10 protein-coding genes are annotated in these 17,953 nt (G+C 65.9%); 6 read left to right on the top strand and 4 right to left on the bottom strand.

The annotated features are described in order from the left end of the window. Positions 1 to 3 precede the first annotated feature (3 nt). The gene (hutG, locus tag L0F51_RS11580) at positions 4 to 807 is read left to right on the top strand and encodes an N-formylglutamate deformylase (protein ID WP_234629270.1); all 804 of its coding nucleotides are present in this window, start codon (positions 4 to 6) and stop codon (positions 805 to 807) included. Between the two features lie 4 nt (positions 808 to 811). Next, on the top strand, positions 812 to 2,482 hold the full coding sequence (gene hutU / locus L0F51_RS11575) for a urocanate hydratase (protein ID WP_234629269.1): 1,671 nt from the start codon (positions 812 to 814) through the stop codon (positions 2,480 to 2,482). An 81-nt stretch (positions 2,483 to 2,563) separates the two neighbouring features. On the opposite strand, the gene L0F51_RS11570 is transcribed toward hutU, so the two are convergent. Continuing rightward, positions 2,564 to 3,055 (bottom strand): GFA family protein, encoded by a 492-nt coding sequence (locus L0F51_RS11570; RefSeq protein ID WP_234629268.1) that lies wholly within the window; start codon positions 3,053 to 3,055, stop codon positions 2,564 to 2,566. Between the two features lie 345 nt (positions 3,056 to 3,400). On the opposite strand from L0F51_RS11570, the gene L0F51_RS11565 reads away from it, so the two are divergent. From L0F51_RS11565 to L0F51_RS11555, 3 genes are all read left to right on the top strand, one after another. After that, entirely contained in the window at positions 3,401 to 4,153 is a 753-nt protein-coding gene (locus L0F51_RS11565; protein ID WP_234629267.1) for a response regulator, read from the top strand. Between the two features lie 609 nt (positions 4,154 to 4,762). Beyond that, positions 4,763 to 5,668: a sensor histidine kinase gene (locus L0F51_RS11560; protein WP_234629266.1), complete on the top strand. Its 906-nt coding sequence runs from the start codon at positions 4,763 to 4,765 to the stop codon at positions 5,666 to 5,668. A 273-nt stretch (positions 5,669 to 5,941) separates the two neighbouring features. Beyond that, positions 5,942 to 6,466, top strand: a complete 525-nt coding sequence (locus tag L0F51_RS11555; protein WP_234629265.1) for a flavin reductase family protein — start codon at positions 5,942 to 5,944, stop codon at positions 6,464 to 6,466. On the opposite strand, the gene L0F51_RS20175 is transcribed toward L0F51_RS11555, so the two are convergent. Continuing rightward, entirely contained in the window at positions 6,401 to 8,635 is a 2,235-nt protein-coding gene (locus tag L0F51_RS20175; protein ID WP_234629264.1) for a tetratricopeptide repeat protein, read from the bottom strand. The two genes, L0F51_RS11555 and L0F51_RS20175, sit on opposite strands and share 66 nt — an antisense overlap. 180 nt (positions 8,636 to 8,815) lie before the next feature. Here L0F51_RS20175 and L0F51_RS11545 point away from each other — a divergent pair, with 180 nt between their 5' ends. Continuing rightward, entirely contained in the window at positions 8,816 to 10,261 is a 1,446-nt protein-coding gene (locus tag L0F51_RS11545; RefSeq protein WP_234629418.1) for a homospermidine synthase, read from the top strand. A 92-nt stretch (positions 10,262 to 10,353) separates the two neighbouring features. Here L0F51_RS11545 and pbpC read toward each other — a convergent pair whose 3' ends face one another. Then, entirely contained in the window at positions 10,354 to 12,384 is a 2,031-nt protein-coding gene (gene pbpC, locus L0F51_RS11540) for a penicillin-binding protein 1C (protein ID WP_234629263.1), read from the bottom strand. Between the two features lie 62 nt (positions 12,385 to 12,446). Then, the gene (locus L0F51_RS11535; RefSeq protein WP_234629262.1) at positions 12,447 to 17,927 is read right to left on the bottom strand and encodes an alpha-2-macroglobulin family protein; all 5,481 of its coding nucleotides are present in this window, start codon (positions 17,925 to 17,927) and stop codon (positions 12,447 to 12,449) included. Positions 17,928 to 17,953 lie beyond the last annotated feature (26 nt).

Raw genomic sequence — 17,953 nt, 5'->3', positions numbered from 1 at the left:
TCCTTGCGCGATTTCATCACCGTCGGACGCGGCGGCTCACCGCTCATCCTGTCTTTCCCGCATACGGGAACGGCGATCCCGCCGGAGCTCGAGACACGTCTCGTCAGCCGCGAGCGGGCCATCCTCGACACCGATTGGTGGATCGACCGGCTCTATGGCCCGATCGCCAAGCAGCTCGATGCGAGCATCGTGCACACTGTGATGTCGCGCAGCGTCATCGACGTCAACCGCGACCCGTCGGGCGTCTCGCTCTATCCCGGGCAGGCGACGACGGGGCTGGTGCCGACGGAGACTTTCGACGGCGAGCCGCTTTATCGCCCCGGCGAAGAGCCGGATGCGGCGGAGATCGACGTGCGCCGCGAGAGCTGGTTCGCGCCCTATCATGCAGCGCTCGAAGCGGAGATCGCCCGCGTGAAGAGCCGGCACGGCTTTGCCGTCCTCTACGACTGCCATTCCATCCGCTCCGTCATTCCCCGGCTTTTCGAGGGCGAATTGCCGGTCTTCAATCTCGGCACCAATGCGGGGGCGAGCTGCGCGCCCGAAATGCAGGCGGCCGTCGCCGATGTCTGCGCCGCTTCGGATTTTCCGAGCATCGTCAACGGCCGCTTCAAGGGCGGCTGGATCACCCGCCATTACGGCCGGCCGGACGAGCGCGTGCACGCGCTGCAGATGGAGCTCGCCTGCCGCGGCTACATGGACGAAGACCCCGTCGCCTGGAACGAGGAGAAGGCCGAGGCCATGCGGTCGGTCCTGACCAAAGCCCTGACCGCCCTCCTCGTGGCGGCCAAAACCAAGGAACAGAGCTGAGCACATGAACCGTCTCGACAACGCCCGCAAGATTTCGAGCCCGCGGGGAACCGAGCTCACGGCCAAATCCTGGCTGACCGAAGCGCCGATGCGCATGCTGATGAACAATCTCGACCAGGAGGTCGCCGAAAAGCCGGAAAGCCTCGTCGTCTATGGCGGAATCGGGCGCGCGGCGCGCGACTGGGAGTCTTTCGACCGCATCGTGTCGACGCTGAAGGAGCTCGAAGCCGACGAGACGCTGCTCATCCAATCGGGCAAGCCGGTCGGCGTCTTCCGCACGCATGAAGACGCGCCGCGGGTGCTGATCGCCAATTCCAACCTCGTGCCGGCCTTCGCCAATTGGGAGCATTTCAACAAGCTCGATCGGGCCGGGCTGATGATGTACGGCCAGATGACGGCCGGCTCGTGGATCTATATCGGCACGCAGGGCATCGTTCAGGGCACCTACGAGACGTTTGCGGAGATGGGCCGCCAGCATTACGGCGGCGATCTCGCGGGCCGCTGGATTTTGACCGGCGGGCTCGGCGGCATGGGTGGCGCGCAGCCGCTCGCCGCCACCATGGCCGGCGCCTCCATGCTCGCCGTCGAATGCCAGCAGAGCCGCATCGAGTTCCGCAAGCGCACCGGCTATGTCGACGAGATGACGCAGGATCTCGACGAGGCGCTCGCGATGATCGAGCGCGCCTCCAAGGAGAAGAAGGCGATCTCCGTCGGGCTTCTCGGCAATGCCGCCGAGGTCTTTCCGGAGCTTCTGCGCCGCGGCGTCCGCCCGGATGCCGTCACCGATCAGACCTCGGCGCATGATCCGCTCAATGGCTATCTTCCGGCCGGCTGGACGCTCGGCGAATGGGAAGAGCGGCGCGAGAGCGACCCTGAAGCCGTGGAAAAGGCGGCGAAAGAGTCCATGCGGGCCCAGGTGGAAGCCATGCTCGGCTGGTGGGACCAGGGCGTGCCGGTCGTCGATTACGGCAACAACATCCGCCAGCGTGCCAAGGAAGTGGGGCTCGAACGCGCCTTCGACTTTCCGGGCTTCGTGCCGGCCTATATCCGCCCGCTCTTCTGCCGCGGCATCGGGCCGTTCCGGTGGGCGGCGCTTTCCGGCAACCCGGAAGACATCTTCAAGACCGACGCGAAGGTGAAGGAGCTCCTGCCGGACGACAAGCACCTGCACAACTGGCTCGACATGGCGAGGGAGCGCATTCACTTCCAGGGTCTTCCGTCGCGCATCTGCTGGGTCGGGCTCGGCGACCGCGACCGGCTCGGTCTCGCCTTCAACGAGATGGTGGCGAAGGGCGAACTGGAAGCACCGGTCGTCATCGGCCGCGATCATCTGGATTCCGGCTCCGTCGCTTCGCCGAACCGCGAGACGGAATCGATGCGGGACGGCTCGGATGCCGTCTCCGACTGGCCGCTCCTCAACGCGCTTCTCAACTGCGCGTCCGGCGCGACCTGGGTGTCGATCCATCATGGCGGCGGCGTCGGCATGGGCTGGTCGCAGCATTCCGGCCAGGTGATCGTCTGCGACGGCAGCGAGGCCGCGGCGCGGCGGATTTCACGGGTTTTGTGGAACGATCCGGCGACCGGCGTCATGCGCCACGCGGATGCGGGCTATGAAGAGGCGCTCGCATGCGCCCGCGAGAAGGGCCTGAAGCTGCCGGGGATTTTGGGCAGCTGAAGTCTCAACTCACGAGAGTTCGAGAAGGCGGGCTGCGGCCCGCCTTTTCTTTGCGTGCGATTTCGTGGCCCCGGGGGATCGTCACTCCACCCAGAGGCAGCGGCTCTTGTGCCAGCCTTCGAGCGATTCCTCCGGGTACACGTCGAAGGTCTGATCGTTCGGGCCGATATCGGGCACGACCCAGTTTGCCTTCGAGCCGAGCATCAGATGCACGCGTTCCGGCGGGGCCGGCAGTTCGCTGTCGATTGCCGAGGCGAAGGGATGGATGAGCTCCGGCCAGGTCGGATCGAAGAGCCAGAGGGCGGTGGCGCAATGGCGGCAGAAATTGCGTTCCCCGGTCGAGATCTCGCAATGGCCGCCGCGATCGATTTCCGCGCGGAAGATCTCGATCGCCTCGCGGCCTTCCACTTTGAGCGTCGCGGCAATGCCGCCGAGATTGATGGCGTAACCGCCGCCGCCCGCCGTCTTGCGGCAGATGGAGCAATAGCAGAGCTGATAGGGCTGGGGCGTGTGGCTTTCGACGGAAAAGTGCACCGCGCCGCAGCGGCACGAGCCTTTCAGGGTCATTGGCATGGCGGTCTCCTCGTCAGGGCCTTGTTTCACTCCGGCATCTAGGACGGCGCGGCGCCGTCGCGAGGGGAGGGCATGGCGCCCCAGCCTTTGCGCGCTCTGCTCCCCCGCCACGCCTCCTGCGTGCAGGCTCGGCCGCTGCCGCCTGATGCGTCGCGTTGGGGGCTCCGGTTCGGAAGCCGGCAAAGTCAATGATTTCGCGGCGTTTGGCGCCTTGCCTCCTTGCAACTCTTGCCACAATCATTTCATAACGACGCGTTGCAGCACCCCAGAGGACGGACCTCATGCAGCCTTTGCCGGTGACGCTTTGATTGTCCGCAACCTCGTTGTTCCATTCAGGATGATGACATGTCGCTAGTCGCCAACACCGCGCCCCACCTTCCTTATCTGCGTCGCTTCGCCCGCGCATTGACGGGCGGGCAGAAGAGCGGAGATGCCTATGTGGTTTCCGTGCTGGAGGCGCTCGTCGAGGATCCCGATTCCTTCAATTCCGATAACGACCCGCGCGTCGAGCTCTTCAAAGCCTTCTGCCGCTACTGGAATTCGGTCGATATCAATCTGAAGGAAGACACGGTCGATCCGGTTGGCGACCCGTCCGTGCGGCGGCTCGAGGCGATCACGCCGCTGCCGCGCCAGGCCTTTCTGTTGATGTCGGTGGAAGATTTCTCCGCCGGCGAGACGGCCGAAATTCTCGGCAAGTCGGAAGAAGAGGTCTCCCGCCTCGTCGACCAGGCCGGCCGCGAAATCGCCGAGCAGGTGGCGACCGACGTCCTCATCATCGAGGACGAGCCGCTGATCGCCATGGACATCGAAACCCTGGTGAAGACGCTCGGCCACAGCGTGACCGGCGTCGCCCGTACGCATTCGGAGGCGATCAAGGCGGTGGAAGAGCATCGCCCGGGGCTGGTTCTCGCCGATATTCAGCTCGCCGACGGCAGCTCCGGCCTCGATGCCGTCAATGAAATGCTGCAGTCGTTTTCCGTGCCCGTCGTCTTCATCACCGCCTATCCGGAGCGGCTTTTGACCGGCGAGCGGCCGGAGCCGGCCTTCCTCATCACCAAGCCGTTCCAGCCGGACACGGTGAAGGCGGTGATCAGCTAGGCTTTGTTTTTCGAGCGCCGCGCGAGCTAGGTGCGAGGCGGCCGGAGGGGGGCTCAGAACCCCGTCCGGCGCGAGGGCGCGCGCGCTGCAGGCGGCCTTCGCAAAAAAAAATCGCAGCCCGTCGTTTTTTTCGGAACCTTCCTTCGAACCCGCCGTTGTGGGTCCATAAGTAAGAGTTACGGAAACGGCGGGCGCGCCTCCTCTTCCCCCCTTTGCCCCAGCGTCCGCTGTTTCCGTCAACTTTCCAAGCAGCAAGAACAGGCCTCCTCCGGGAGGCCGTTTTTTTATGGTTCGGCTTTCTCTCCTTCGGACCACCCGGATTTTTCGAGGTCCCCTCGGACACGGCGAGATGGGTGCCTGCGAGGCAAGGCCGACGGCTTTTTTCTTGTGGCGAATTATCGCCGCCATGGACGGGAACTTGATGCGCCGCCTATCGTTGTGCCGAGGACCGACCTCCGGTATGACCTGTCTCATGTATTTTCGGTGTTTTCGGCCGTGACAGCTTCACCGCCTCGCGACAAGGAAGGACGCCCTCTCGGGGCGACGCACGTCGCCAAAGCGGCGCTATGGGAGCGCTGTGCCAAGCTCCTGCGCGGCTCGCAGATCTCATTGTTTTCTCAAGACGCCGAAGGCCATTTCAACTGGGTCTTCAATTCGCCTGCGGGCTTGAGCCCGTCCACCGTGCTCGGACGTACCGACGAGGAGGTGCTGCCGCTCGCCGCGGCCGAGCAGCTCGGAGCGGCCAAGGAGGCGGCGATACAGGAGGGCGAGATGCAGCAGGTGGAGCTGTGTCTGCCTTACGGTGACGATCCGCGCTGGTACGACGTGATGCTGGTGCCCGAAGAAGACGAGGATGGCTCGCAGACGGCCATCATCGGCGCGGCGATCGACATCACCGAGCGCAAGATCCAGGAAGAGCATCTTCGCATCGTCATGCGCGAGCTGGCGCACCGCTCGAAAAATCTGCTGGCCGTCATTCAGGGCATCGCGCGGCAGACGGCGGAGAACGCCTCCTCCACCGAGCAGTTCGTCAGCCGCTTCAACGGGCGCATCTTTTCCCTGTCGCGCGCACATGACGTGCTGACGGAGGCCGACTGGCGCGGGGCGCGCATCTTCGATCTCGTTCGCTCGCAGATTTCGCTTTATGCCGAGCCGCGGCTGAGCCAGGTCGAGATCACCGGCATCAACGGCTTTTTGCGGCCGAACGCGGCGCAATATCTCGGGCTCGCTTTGCATGAGCTCACCACCAATGCCATCAAATACGGCGCGCTCGGCACCGATGAGGGGCGTGTGGAAGTCGCCTTCGAACAAGTGCCGGACGATGCCGGCCGCTATCGCTTCACCTGGTGCGAGCGCAAAGGTCCGCCGGTGAAGGAGCCGAAGTCGAGAAGCTTCGGCGTCGTCATGTTGTGCAATGTCGTGCCGACGACCGTCGGCGGCGAGGCGGAGCTCGTCTTCGACGGCGACGGGCTGTGCTACGAGCTGACGCTCGCCAAATCGCAGCTTATTCCCTGATCGGTCGGTCCTGGGGCAGTCGGCCTGGACCCGTCGGCCTGACGGGTCGGGCTGACAGCTCCGTTCGGCCTTGAGCATCGGCCGTCTCGTCTTCAGGTTCGCCGATGACCTCCTCGCGTCACCTGCCGCCCGATGGGAACGCGCGTATGGCAGGCGCCCGAGCGTAAGGCGTGACATCGCGGCATGGTCGCTTCCACGCCCGGCATTTGTGGGATCGCGAGCGACCCTATATGCAGGGTCGATCAGAAAACCCCAGGCGTTCAGGACGATTTCATGGACCAGACGGCGGCGCCCGCCATCGACCCAAAGCTTTTCCGCAATGTCATGTCGCGCTTTGCCAGCGGCGTGACCGTGGTTGCCGTCAAGACGGAGAGCGGTGTGCGGGCCATGACGGCGAACGCGTTTCTGTCGGGTTCTCTCAACCCGCCGCTCACCGTCGTTTCCGTCGCCAAACGCGCCCATATGCATCCGGTGCTGTCAGAGGCCGAAACCTATTCGATCAGCTTTCTCGCCCGCGAGCAGGAGGATCTGAGCAACCTTTTTGCGGGACGCAAGGTGGAGGGCGCAAAGGCGGAGTTTTTCGATTTTCACGGCGCCCCCGCGCTCGAGGGCGCGCTCGCCCATATCGCGCTCACGCCGCATGCGGTGCATGAATGCGGCGACCATTCGCTTTTCCTGGGCGAGGTCCGCGGCATGCAGGCGAAGACCGGCACGCCGCTTCTCTATTACGCGTCAGCCTATCACCACCTTGCGACCGAGCCGGAGAGCGCGACGCACAAGGTGGCGAATTTCTGGTAGGAGCCAGCCGGCGATCCCGGAATTCGCTCTCGCTTCGAGCCTCTGCCGTCTGGCGCGAACGTCTTCGAGCATGCGCACGCTCCCGGCCTCATGCGGGTAGGCCCCCGCCAGCCGATAGGCATGTGCGGCCGCCTCGAAGGCTTCCTCGGCCCGCCTGAATTCGGCGACGTCGCGCGTCATCCTGGCCCGCGCGAGGAGAGCCTTGGCGAGCCGCGATTGCGCGTCCGCCCAATCGAAAGGTGCCGTGTCCAAATCGTGGAGTGCCAGAACCGCGCGGTAGGCCGAGAGGGATTCTTCGAGGCGCTGCGGGCTCTTCTCAAGCTCCCCGAGTGCGCGCAGCCCATTGGCGAGGCTCCCCTGGCTTTCGGCCCATTCCACGGGCATTTCCTCGCGCCGCCGTTCCTCCAGCGAACGGTAGAAGGCCGCGATCCCCTCCCTGATGAGCCGCTTGTTGCGGCGGCGTTGACCGAGGACACAGAGGTTCGTTCCGAGATTCATCTGGCCCATCGCCCAGTCTTGCGGGAAGCGCTCGCGCGGCCATTCCTCCAGCGCGGCGCGTGTGGCGGCGACCGCCTTTTCGAGATGCGTCCGGTTCCCGGTCTCTTCCCCGAGAAGCCGCAACGCATAGGCAAGGCTGTTTTGAGTGCTGGCCCAGGCCTTTGCGTGCTTGCGACGGTTCTGGACCTTCAAGGCTGCATGATAGCAGGCGATCGCATCTTCGAGCGTGTCCGGTTTGCCGGTCCTGTCGGCGAGCGTGGCGAGCACATTTCCGAGATTTGCGTTTGTCGCGGCCCATCGCAGACGCAGTCGCGACCGCGGCCATTCCTTCAAGGCCTGAGCGTAAACGCGGCCCGCTTCCAGAAGGAGGCTCGGATCGCCCTTTCGCTCGGCGAGGGCTTCAAGCGCATGCCCGAGGCTCGTATGCGCCTGCGCCCAGACGAATGGCGCGCGCTTCTGCGGCAGGTCGGCGACGACGCGCCGGCCGATCGCGATCGCTTCCTCCAGCGCCGCGGTCTTCGGCGCGTTCCTGCCCCGGAGCCGAAGAATGTGTGCCAGCATGATGTGCGCGTCGGCCCACCTCACCAGGGTGCGCTCCGGACGATATTCCTCAAGCGCTTCGCGGAGACAGGCCTCGGCCTCTTCAAGGCGAGAGGGGCCGTCCATCTCCGCCAGGCAGGCGAGGGCCGTGCCGCATTCGCGCTTCGTCTCGGCCCAGTCGAAGGGGATGAGATCGCGCCGGCGGTACGGCAACGCCTGCGCGAAGGTCGCGACGGCCTCTTCCAGGAGGGCGGGATCCCTTTCCTCGTACCCGATGTGCCGAAGGGTGATCGCCAAAGCGTTGAGCGTGCCTGCCCGTGCGAGCGGCGCGGTGTCGGGCGGAAGGCCTTCGAGCGCGTGGCGATAGGCAGCGAGCGCCAGCTGGTGAGCGTTCGGGTCATGGTTCAATCGCCCGAGCAGAGCCGCCGATCGCCCCACGGCATGGAGCAGGCCGGCACGCTGCGGATCGGAGAGGGATGTCGGCATCCTCTCGCACCGGGCCTTCAGCTCAAGCGTCTGAGGCACGAGCCAATCGAGAAGCAGAGGAACATCGTCCTCTCCGGTCAGCGCTATTTGGGTGAGAGCGGTGGCGACGAAAGCCGGCGCGAGAGACGCGTCGAAATCGAGCGGCAGTTCGAGCGTCGCAAGCCCGCAGATGTCGCCGCCAACGTCGCGGCCGAGAAAGCTGACCGCAAGCACCTGTTCGGCCCGGTCGATGCGACCGAAGACGAGGACATCCGCCTTGCGGGCGCGCAGGACGTCTTCCGCCTGGCGCTCCATTTCGATGCGGCCGGCGAATTTCCATCCCGGCGGGGCAGGAATCCTTGCCACTTTCAGCGCCGGTATCGACGAGAGAGCCGCGGCGATGCGCGTGGCCCCGCTGCCATCGTCGTCGCCGGAGAGATCGGCGAGGACGATCCGGAAACCGCGGCGGCGGCGCCTCATTTTCCCGATCGCGGCCTTCGATCCGTCGAGCAGGCGCGCCAGGCCAGGCTTGATGAGCGCAGCATCGATCCACATGAGCAGACGCTCGACGAGCGACCAGGCGAAACTCAGAATCAGAAAACCGCAGAAGAGCCAGGCCCCGAGATGGGTGACGGCGCCTGCAATATCGATCGTATCGGTGTTCACGGCCAACCCCCCGCCGTCGTGATGGCGAGAACAATAGAAGAACAAAATGGCGCAATCAAGCAGAAATGCGCGGTAGGGTTGTGTTTAACGCGTATTCAGTCTCCGGCGCCTTTTCTCTTCTGCCGCCTTGCCCTTTCTGCCGCTTTCCTCCAATCGGAAGCCGGCATGAGCCCGAAGGAGATGTTGATGAGCGACTGGCCCGTCCACGGCAAGATTACCGGCCCCATCGTGATGATCGGCTTCGGCTCGATCGGACGCGGGACGCTGCCTCTGATCGAGCGGCATTTCGAGTTCGACAAGGACCGCTTCGTCGTCATCGACCCGGTCGACACGGACCGCAAGCTCCTCGACGAGCGCGGCATCGCCTTCATCCAGAAGGAAGTGACGGCGGACAATTATCGCGAGCTTCTGACGCCGCTTCTGACCAAGGGCGAGGGACAGGGCTTTTGCGTCAACCTTTCGGTCGATACGTCTTCGCTCGACATCATGAAGCTCTGCCGCGAGATCGGCGTGCTTTATATCGACACCGTGGTGGAGCCCTGGCTGGGTTTCTATTTCGACCGCGGCATGGACCAGGCGCAACGCACCAACCATGCGCTGCGTCAGACCGTGCGCGACGAGAAGGCGCGTTCGCCGGGCGGCACGACGGCCGTCTCCTGCTGCGGCGCCAATCCGGGCATGGTGTCGTGGTTCGTGAAGCAGGCGCTCGTCGATCTCGCCGAGGCACTGCAGCTTTCCTATGAGGAGCCTGCGCAGGACGATCGCGCCGGCTGGGCGAAGCTGATGCGCGATGTCGGCGTCAAAGGCATCCATATCGCCGAGCGCGACACGCAGCGTGCCAAGCATCCGAAGCCGATGAACGTCTTCTGGAACACCTGGTCGGTGGAAGGCTTCATTTCGGAAGGCCTGCAGCCGTCCGAGCTCGGCTGGGGCACGCATGAAAAATGGATGCCCGAAAATATGCGGGTGCAGCAGACGGGGTGCCAATCGGCCCGCTTCATGCTGCAGCCGGGCGCCAATACCCGTGTCCGCACCTGGTGCCCGACGCCCGGTGCGCAGTACGGCTTCCTCGTCACCCACAATGAATCGGTGTCGATCTCCGATTATTTTACGATCGGCGAAGGGCTCGAGCCGGAATACCGGCCGACGGTGCATTACGCCTATCATCCGGCGAACGACGCCGTTCTGTCGCTGCATGAAATGTTCGGTCAGGCCGGTCAGGCGCAGCCGAAGCACCATATTCTCGACGAAGACGAGATCGAGGACGGCATCGACGAGCTCGGCGTGCTGCTCTACGGCCACAAGAAGAACGCCTATTGGTACGGCTCGCGGCTTTCCATCGAGGAGACGCGCGATATCGCCCCCTATCAGAACGCGACCGGCCTGCAGGTGACGTCCGCCGTGCTCGCCGGCATGGTGTGGGCGCTGGAACATCCTGAAGCCGGCATCGTGGAAGCCGACGAGATGGATTTCCGCCGCTGCCTCGAGGTGCAGCTTCCCTATCTCGGGCCCGTCGAAGGCCATTACACCGACTGGACGCCGTTGACGGACCGGCCCGGGCTGTTCCCGGAAGATATCGACGACAGCGATCCCTGGCAGTTCCGCAACGTGCTCGTGCACGGATAAGCGGCACGCACTCTTCGGCAAGAAACAAGGCGGTCGCTCCGGCGGCCGCCTTTTTGTTTGGTCGGGGGCGTTTTTGGGGCTTCGGGAGCGGTCTATTGCAGGAAGACGCGGACGGAGGCGCCTTTGCCGGTTCGGTCGAGCACCGTGACATCGGCAAAACCCGGACCGTCCGGCTCAAAGAAGAGCTCGCGACGAAAGGCGGTGCGGCCGACCGGGCGACCATTGACAAACCAGGTGAAGGGTGGGGCGCCATCGCGAAGTTTCACGGCAAGCGCTTCGCCATGGCCTTCTCCAACTTGGTCGGCGAGGCCGAGGTCGATGCGGGCACCGTCCGGCGGAAAGGCGATTTCGGGCCCTGGTGTGCCCGGCTGCGAGGTGCGGGCGACATGGCGGAGTGGCGGCGGCAGATCCGCCGTCGCGACATCGAGAAGGTTCGGCGGGGCGGCGCGCAGGCGCTTTGTGGGCCCGAGGCGGGCGAAGGCCTCCAGCATGATCGGGGCGGCGGCCTCGATGCCGACGAGGCCCGGAACGGGGGTCGCATCGGCGCGGCCCGCCCAGACGCCGATCACGTGGTTTCCGTCGAAGCCGACCGCCCAGGCATCGCGGTAGCCATAGGAGGTGCCGGTCTTGAAGGCGATGTTGTCGGCCTTGGCGCCAAGCGGCGTCGGCGCGCCGGCGAGGATGTCGGAGACCTGCCAGGCCGCGGCCTCGGAGAGGACGCGCCCGAGCGCCTTGCCTGTCTGACCCTTTTCTTCCGTCAACGACATGGCGCGCCCGCCGCGGGCGATCGCCGCCGACAAGGTGACGAGATCGCGGAGCGTGACGCCGAGCCCGCCCAGGCCGATCGCTAGGCCCGGCGGCGAGACGTCGGACAAAGCGGGGCGCACACCCGCGCGGCGCATGCGGGCGAGAAGCCGCGCCGGGCCGACCTCTTCCAGAAGTGTGATCGCCGGCACATTCAGAGACAATTGCAGGGCGCGGCGCACCGTCACCGTGCCTCGATATTCGCCGTCGAAGCTCGACGGCGTGTAGCCGGAAAAGGCGCTCGGACGGTCGTCGATCAGGCTTTCGGGATGGGCGAGACCGAGCTCGAAGGAGAGCCCGTAGATCAAGGGCTTCAAGGTGGAGCCCGGCGAGCGCTCGCGCTCCGTCATGTCGATGAAGCCGGCGCGGGCGAAATCGAGCGGATCGGAGGAACCGACAGAGGCCAGAACCTCGCCGGTGCGGTGGTCGGCGACGAGGATGGCGACGCTCGTCTTGCGCCCGAGCGTCTTTGCCGCCTTGTGCGCCAGAGCTTCCAGGCGGGCCTGGGCATCCGCATCGATCGAAAGGGCGACGACGGCAGGCGCGTCCGGCTGATGGGCGAGGCGGTTCGCGAGATGGGCCGCGAGCATCGGGAAGGGATGGCGCGTGTCCGGCGAGGCTTCGGTGCGCGCCTGGCGGGCGATTTCGGAGCGGAGCGCGCCGGCCGTGGCTGCGCGGGCGAGCACACGGTCGCGCGCCTCTTTTGCCCGCTTCGGAAAACGGTCCGGCCGGCGGGCTTCCGGCGATTGCGGGATGGCGACGAGAAGCGCGGCCTCGGCCGCGGTCAGACGGCGCGGCTCCTTTCCGAAATAGGCGAGCGAGGCGGCGCGTACGCCTTCGATATTGCCACCATAGGGGGCAAGCAGGAGATAGAGATCGAGGATCTCGTCCTTCGACAGGCGCGTCTCAAGGGCGCGCGCCAGGAGGATCTGGTGCACCTTGCCGGCGAGGTTGCGCGTGTCGTCGTCGCCGAGAAGTCGCGCCACCTGCATGGTGAGCGTCGAGCCGCCGGAGACGATGCGCCCGTGGCGCAGCATCTGCCAGAAGGCGCGGCCCATCGCGGCCATATCGATGCCGTGATGGGTGAAGAAGCGCTTGTCCTCATAGGCGAGAAGGAGACGGGTGAAGAGCGGGTCGACATCACCTTTCGCGGCGTTGAGGCGCCAGATGCCGTCCGCCACCGGGAAGGGGCGGAGCAGCGTGCCGTTGCGGTCGACGACGAGCTGCGAGGTCGGCGGGTGAAGGTCGGGCAGAGGCGTGAGATGCACTGCGAGCCGCAGGCCCGCGGGCGCTGCGAGCGCGAGGACGCAGGCCAGCACGAGGCCGATGCCGAGGCGGCGTCGTCCCCGGCGACGGCCGCGCGTATGGGGGCCGTTCTCGCTCAGCGCAGCGGCCCCTCCACATGCACGCGTCCGGCCTCGGTGCGGGCGCGAAGCTCCGGCTCGTACATGTCTTCGATGGTGGCGGCCGGCTGCACGAAATCGCCCGGCGAGACGGCGCGAACCATGTAGGCGAGGCTGAAGCGGGTCTGATCGTCGGGCTGGCGATCGAGGGCCGCCACGAAGCGGTCGGCGCGGAATTCCACATGCGCCGGCTCGGTCGACAGATCGAGCCAGTCGAGCGTGCCGACATCGCCGGAACGCAGGATGTTGGGATTGTCGATCTCAAAACCCGCCGGCAGCGGATCGTCGAGAATGAGATGGCCGGAGCCTGTCTGTTCGGCGGTGACGGTCAGAACGACGACGAGGCGGTCGCCCTGTGCCACATGGCTCGGATCGAGAGGATCGCCTTCGAGCGTGAAGGTTTCGCGCGCGATCAGATAGCCATTGCCGGAGGCGGGTTCGGGCGAGGCCGGCTTGCCGGTCGCACTGATCGCCACATCGACGGGCGAGGCGGCGAGATTGGCGATTTTCGGTCCCTCGCCTTGCAGTGCGTCTTCCGCGATCGCCGTCGACATCGGCCCGTCATAGCGTTTGCCTGCGACCTCGAGCTCCGGCCGGGCGGCGCTTTGCATCAGCGCATGGGCGGCCATCAGCGACCAGGCGTCTTCCTGCGTGCTGGTGCGCTTTTCCTCGGCACGACGGTCGGCGACGAAATTGGCGAGAAGCGGCAGATCGACGGAATCGGCGCTCGTTTCGGAGGCGAGGGTCAGGATCGCCGCGCCGTCGCGGAGCTTGGAGCCGTAATCGCTGCGCCGCTCGTTCGATGATGCCTCCTGAAGTTCGGACACCGCGCGCCGGAAGACCGTCTGCGACAGGCTGCGATCGCCATAAAGGGCAAGGCCCGCGCCGATCTGCGCCTTGGCGAGCGGGGTGGCGAAATCACCGAGCTTCGTCTCGGCGTAATAGCGCAGGTCGCCGATCGCGGCGCGGCCGTTTTGCGCGAGCACATAAAGCGCATAGGCGATGTCTTCGCCGCCATCGGAGAAGTCTGAGGCATAGGCGATGCGGTTCTTCAGGTTGTCGAGCGCGATCGTGAAGGCCGTGTCGGGAACCTCGTGGCCGGCGCGGCGGGCGCGGGTCAGGAAGTCGCTCACATAGGCATCGAGCCAAAGATCGTCGGAGCCCGGTCCCCAGAGGCCGAAGCCGCCGCTGGCGCTTTGATAGGCGAGGACCGATTCGATCGCCTTATCGATGCGCTTGTCGGTTTCCGCATCGCTGCCGAGGCCGGCGGCGACTGCGACGTCGTTGAGATAGACGAGCGGCAGAGCGCGGCTCGTCAGCTGTTCGGCGCAGCCATAGGGATAGCGGTCGAGCTTTCTCAAGATCTGCGGCACGTCGATGCGACCGGCGCCGGAGGCGGAGACGCGCACCTTGCCCGAACCCGGGACGAGGCCGTCGAGAAGGTCGGACGAGAGATCGACCGATCCGCCCGGCGCGAGCGTGACGAAGGAGGTGCGGACGACTTCCGGCGTCGCATCGCGAACGGTGAGCGCCAGATCCTTTTCCAGAACCTCGCCCGACGGTGTGGTGAGGCGGACCGAAAGGGTCGCATCGCCTTCCTTGCCGGCCGTCACCGGCAGGAGGAGCTGGCTGCGGGCGCTCTCGGCGAGGTCCGTCTCGACGGGGGAGCCTGCGACGCTCACGATGTCCTCGTCGCTGCTTGCGACCTCGACCGAAACGGGTCCGGCGGGGCCTTCCACATGGGTGAGATCGAGCGCGAGGCGGGACTGGTCGCCCGGCGCCATGAATTGCGGCAGGGCGGTCGAAACCACCACCGGGTCGCGGACGAGGACGTCGTTTTCGGCATGACCGACACCCTTTTCGCTCCAGGCGAGGGCCATCAGGCGCACGGTGCCGTTGAAATCGCCGATCGGCACGGAGACTGTCACCTTGCCGTCCGGCCCGGCTTTCACGATGCCGGAATGCCAGGCGACGAGGTTCTCGGTCGGTGCGGGGCCTTCGAAGCGGGCGAGTGCCGCATCGCCGCCGGTGCGGACACGGCCCGGCGCGCCCTGGAAACGGTCGATCAGGGACGAATAGATGTCGCGGATTTCAACGCCGAGACGGCGCTGGCCGAGATAATAGCTTTCCGGATCGGGCGTTTCGAAGCCAGTCAGGTTGAGGATGCCGAGATCGACGGCGGCGAGCGTCACATAGGCCTCTTCGCCCTCGGCGAGATCGGCGATCCCCACGCTCGCCTCGAAAGCCTGTCGCGGTTTGGCGCTTTCGGGCGCGTCGATGGTGACGGCGAGCCGCTGCGCGGGATTTTCGACGCCCGCCCAGGACAGGCCGAGGGCGCGCGCCGGCATGCGCTTCGCTTCGAGATCCATCGGGCGGTAGAGCGCGGCCGTCACATAGGCGCCCGCACCCCAGTCTTCGGTCACGGGAAGCGTAATTTCGGTGGAGCCTTCGGAGACCTCGACGGATTTCGTCGCCACGATGCGGTCGTCGATCACCATCACCTGGGCGATGCCGGCAAAGCGCGGCTCCAGATGCACCGTTGCGGTGTCGCCGATCCGGTAGCGCTCCTTGTCGAGTGAGAGCTTCAGGAATTCCGGCGTTTCGAGTGTCTTCGGGGCGGAATACCAGCCGGCCTCGAAGGTCATGCTGGCGGGGAGGAGAGAGCCGTCCGCCTTGGCGACTTCAAGCTCGTACTTGCCCCATTCGACATCGGCCGCAATCTTGGCCGGATCCTCGGCGGAGATCGAGACATCGCCGCTCGCCACGCGCTGGCGCGTCTCGATCGTCTCGTAGTTCCAGCGCCCGTCGGACCGGTACCATTGGTAATTCGTGTCGATCTTGGAGAGGGTCCAACTGAGGCCGTCGGCGGCGATCCGCGATCCGTCCTCAGACAAGGCGATGACGCTGAAATTCGCGGTCGAATTCTCGTCGACCTCGTCCTCGAAGGCCGGCTTGATGCCGAGCCTGGGCGTGTCGCCTGCCAGGGGCAACGTGAGGCTGCGCTCGACCGGGCGGCCGCTCGTATCGATGACGCGGACATTCACCGTCGCCTTAAGGGGATGCGAGGAGACGGCCGTCTCGGGGAGCTGCGGACGAAAGGCGAGATGGCCGTTCTCGTCGGTTGCAAGGCCCGACTGGGGCGCGGTCTGCGTGTCGAAGGTTTCGTCGGCAAGGCCGAAGCGGTAGCCCGCCCAGCCGTCAAGCTCGTCGGCGGTGGAGACGATGGTTTCCGCCTCCACGTCGAGATCCGCGGCCGGTGCGCCATAGAGGAAGCGGGCATCGGCGCTGATCTCGGGCGGGTTCGCCGGTTCGAACTGCGTTGCCTCCGTTTCCAGCGTGAAGTCGAGGCGTTCCGGCTGGAAATCCTCCACCAGGAAGGTCGTCTCGGCGATCGCCGGCTTTTTCGGGTCGGTGTGGATGGAGACGCGCCACTGGCCGCGCATGGCATTGTCGGAAAGCGCGATCTCGGCGAGCGCGCCGCCGAGGCCTTCATCCTCGAGAAGCTCCTGGCGGTCTTCCTTGCCATCCGGGCGGGTGATCTTTGCCGTCAGCGGCAGATCGGTGAGCGCCGTTGAGCGGGAATCGCGGGCCAGCGCCGTCAGATAGACGGTCTCGCCGACGCGGTAGATGCCGCGCTCCGTCGTCAGGAAGACGTCGACGGGGCCGGGCGCCGCACGTCCTTCGACGCCGCGGTCGGTGAGGTCGAAGGACGGTTTTGTGAGATCGAGGAAATTGTAGTCGCCGTCTTTCGTCTCGGCGGCGAGGAGCGCCGGCGCCATGCCACCGGTGCCGCGGATGAGGCCGGGGGCGAAATTCGCCTTGCCGTCCGCATCGGTGTCGGCTTCTCCGAGGATCTCATTGCTGGTGGCGATGAGGCGCAGATGCACGCCCTCGACGGGCTCCGCACTTGCGAGCGAGCGCAGGCTGACATCGAGCCCGTCATTGCCGGCGAAGGTCGCAAGCCCGAGATCGCTTGCGAGGAACCACTGCGTCGCCTTCGCGCCCCAATCCTGGGCGTCGTTTTCCGCGCTTGCGACGAGGACATAGATGCCGGGCTCAAGGTCGTCGACGAGTTCGCCGATCGGAATGGCGCTCACCACCTCGCGGTTGAGGCGGGTTTCGACGTCGACACTGCCTTCCCAGACCTTGCGGCCTCTCTCGCTTTCGATCTCGTCCGCCTGCCATTGGGAGAGCTGGTCGAGGAAATTCCCGTTGCGCAGGGTCTCGGCGATGCCGCGATCGGCGATCCAGTAGAGCGAAGCCTCGACGGTCGAGGTGTTGACGGTGGTGACGGGCAAGGAGGCGCTGCCGCCGGCCGGCACGACATAGGCGTTGCCGGAGAAGCGCACGGCGGGCGAGCGGTCACGCACATAGATGTCGAGGGTCGCCGATTTCAGAAGCGCCTCGCCGTCGGCGGACGGCAGGCCGGCGCGGGCGGTGATGCGGTAGCGGCGGCCATGTTCGACGCCGCTGATGCAGATCTGCTGGCCCTCTGCCTCGACGGCGAGATTGTCGGCATTTTCGATCGAGACGAAATCGCTCAGATCGGAACGCGTCACAGGCAGCTGGTCGGAGAAGTTGAGGCAGATGCGCGGGTCGGCGGCGTCGGAATCGACCTGATGGTCGACGATGCGAAAGCCGTGTTCGGCCACCGCACTTTCATAGGCGCTTCGCACGTCCGGCAGTTCTTCGAGCGCGAGGCTTGCGCGGTAGGCCTTGATTGCGGGCTTCCACTCGTCACGCTCGCCAAGCGAGCGGGCAAGAAGCGCAAGGGCTGCGGCGCGGTCGCGTGAGCCGCGGGCGTGGAGGTAGGCGTCGACGGCGGCGGCCGTGCGCTCTTCGGCGAGACGCTGGCGGGTCTGCCAGTCGTCGGAGGTCGCCTCGGCGCTGACGGCGGCAAGCCGCAGCCACAGATCGACGCGATCCGGCGCCATCTTGAGCGCGCTTTTGAGTTGCGTTGCGGCGAGGAGATAGTTGCCGTTCACCGCGGCCTTGTCGGCCAGGGCGAGTGCCGCGTCGAGCGAGGAGGCGCCGTCGGCCCGCGCCAGATCGCCGGAGAGGCGGCGTGCCTCGTCGATGAAGCGCGAGGGCAGGAAGGAGAGCTCGGCCGTGCGCTCTTCGGCAAGCGACAAGGTCGGCAGATCGGAGGTGACGATGCGGCCGGAGATGGCGGCCTTGACGGCGCGGAGATCGCCGACCTCCTCCTTCAGGAAGCACCATTTGGCGTTGGTGTTGTAGGTGAAGGCGGCACAGCGGCCATCGACGACGCAGGCGCGTTTGCAGCCTTCGAGCTCGACATCCTTGATGACGTCGTAATCGCCGCCGAAATAGTCGGCGCCTTCCGTGGTCAGAAGCCGGCGCTCCTGTGCCTGGGCGCTCGCAGGCTCTGGCTGGAGAGTGAGAAAGACGACGGCAAGGGCGGCAAGGGCCGCCGGAAATCCGCGAAACAGTGCAAACACCGCACGCTCCCCAACACTTTTTCTGC

The sequence above is a fragment of the Afifella sp. H1R genome (assembly GCF_021462425.1).
Lineage (GTDB): Bacteria > Pseudomonadota > Alphaproteobacteria > Rhizobiales > Afifellaceae > Afifella > Afifella aestuarii.
Note: the sequence above shows the minus strand (reverse complement) of the source record. Positions and strands in the feature narration are given on the sequence as shown.

Coding starts and splice junctions, on each gene's coding strand:
- hutU (WP_234629269.1), top strand. CDS start 812: ATGAACCGTCTCGACAACGCCCGCAAGATTTCGAGCCCGCGGGGAACC.
- L0F51_RS11570 (WP_234629268.1), bottom strand. CDS start 3,055: ATGCCAATGACCCTGAAAGGCTCGTGCCGCTGCGGCGCGGTGCACTTT.
- L0F51_RS11565 (WP_234629267.1), top strand. CDS start 3,401: ATGTCGCTAGTCGCCAACACCGCGCCCCACCTTCCTTATCTGCGTCGC.
- L0F51_RS11555 (WP_234629265.1), top strand. CDS start 5,942: ATGGACCAGACGGCGGCGCCCGCCATCGACCCAAAGCTTTTCCGCAAT.
- L0F51_RS11545 (WP_234629418.1), top strand. CDS start 8,816: ATGTTGATGAGCGACTGGCCCGTCCACGGCAAGATTACCGGCCCCATC.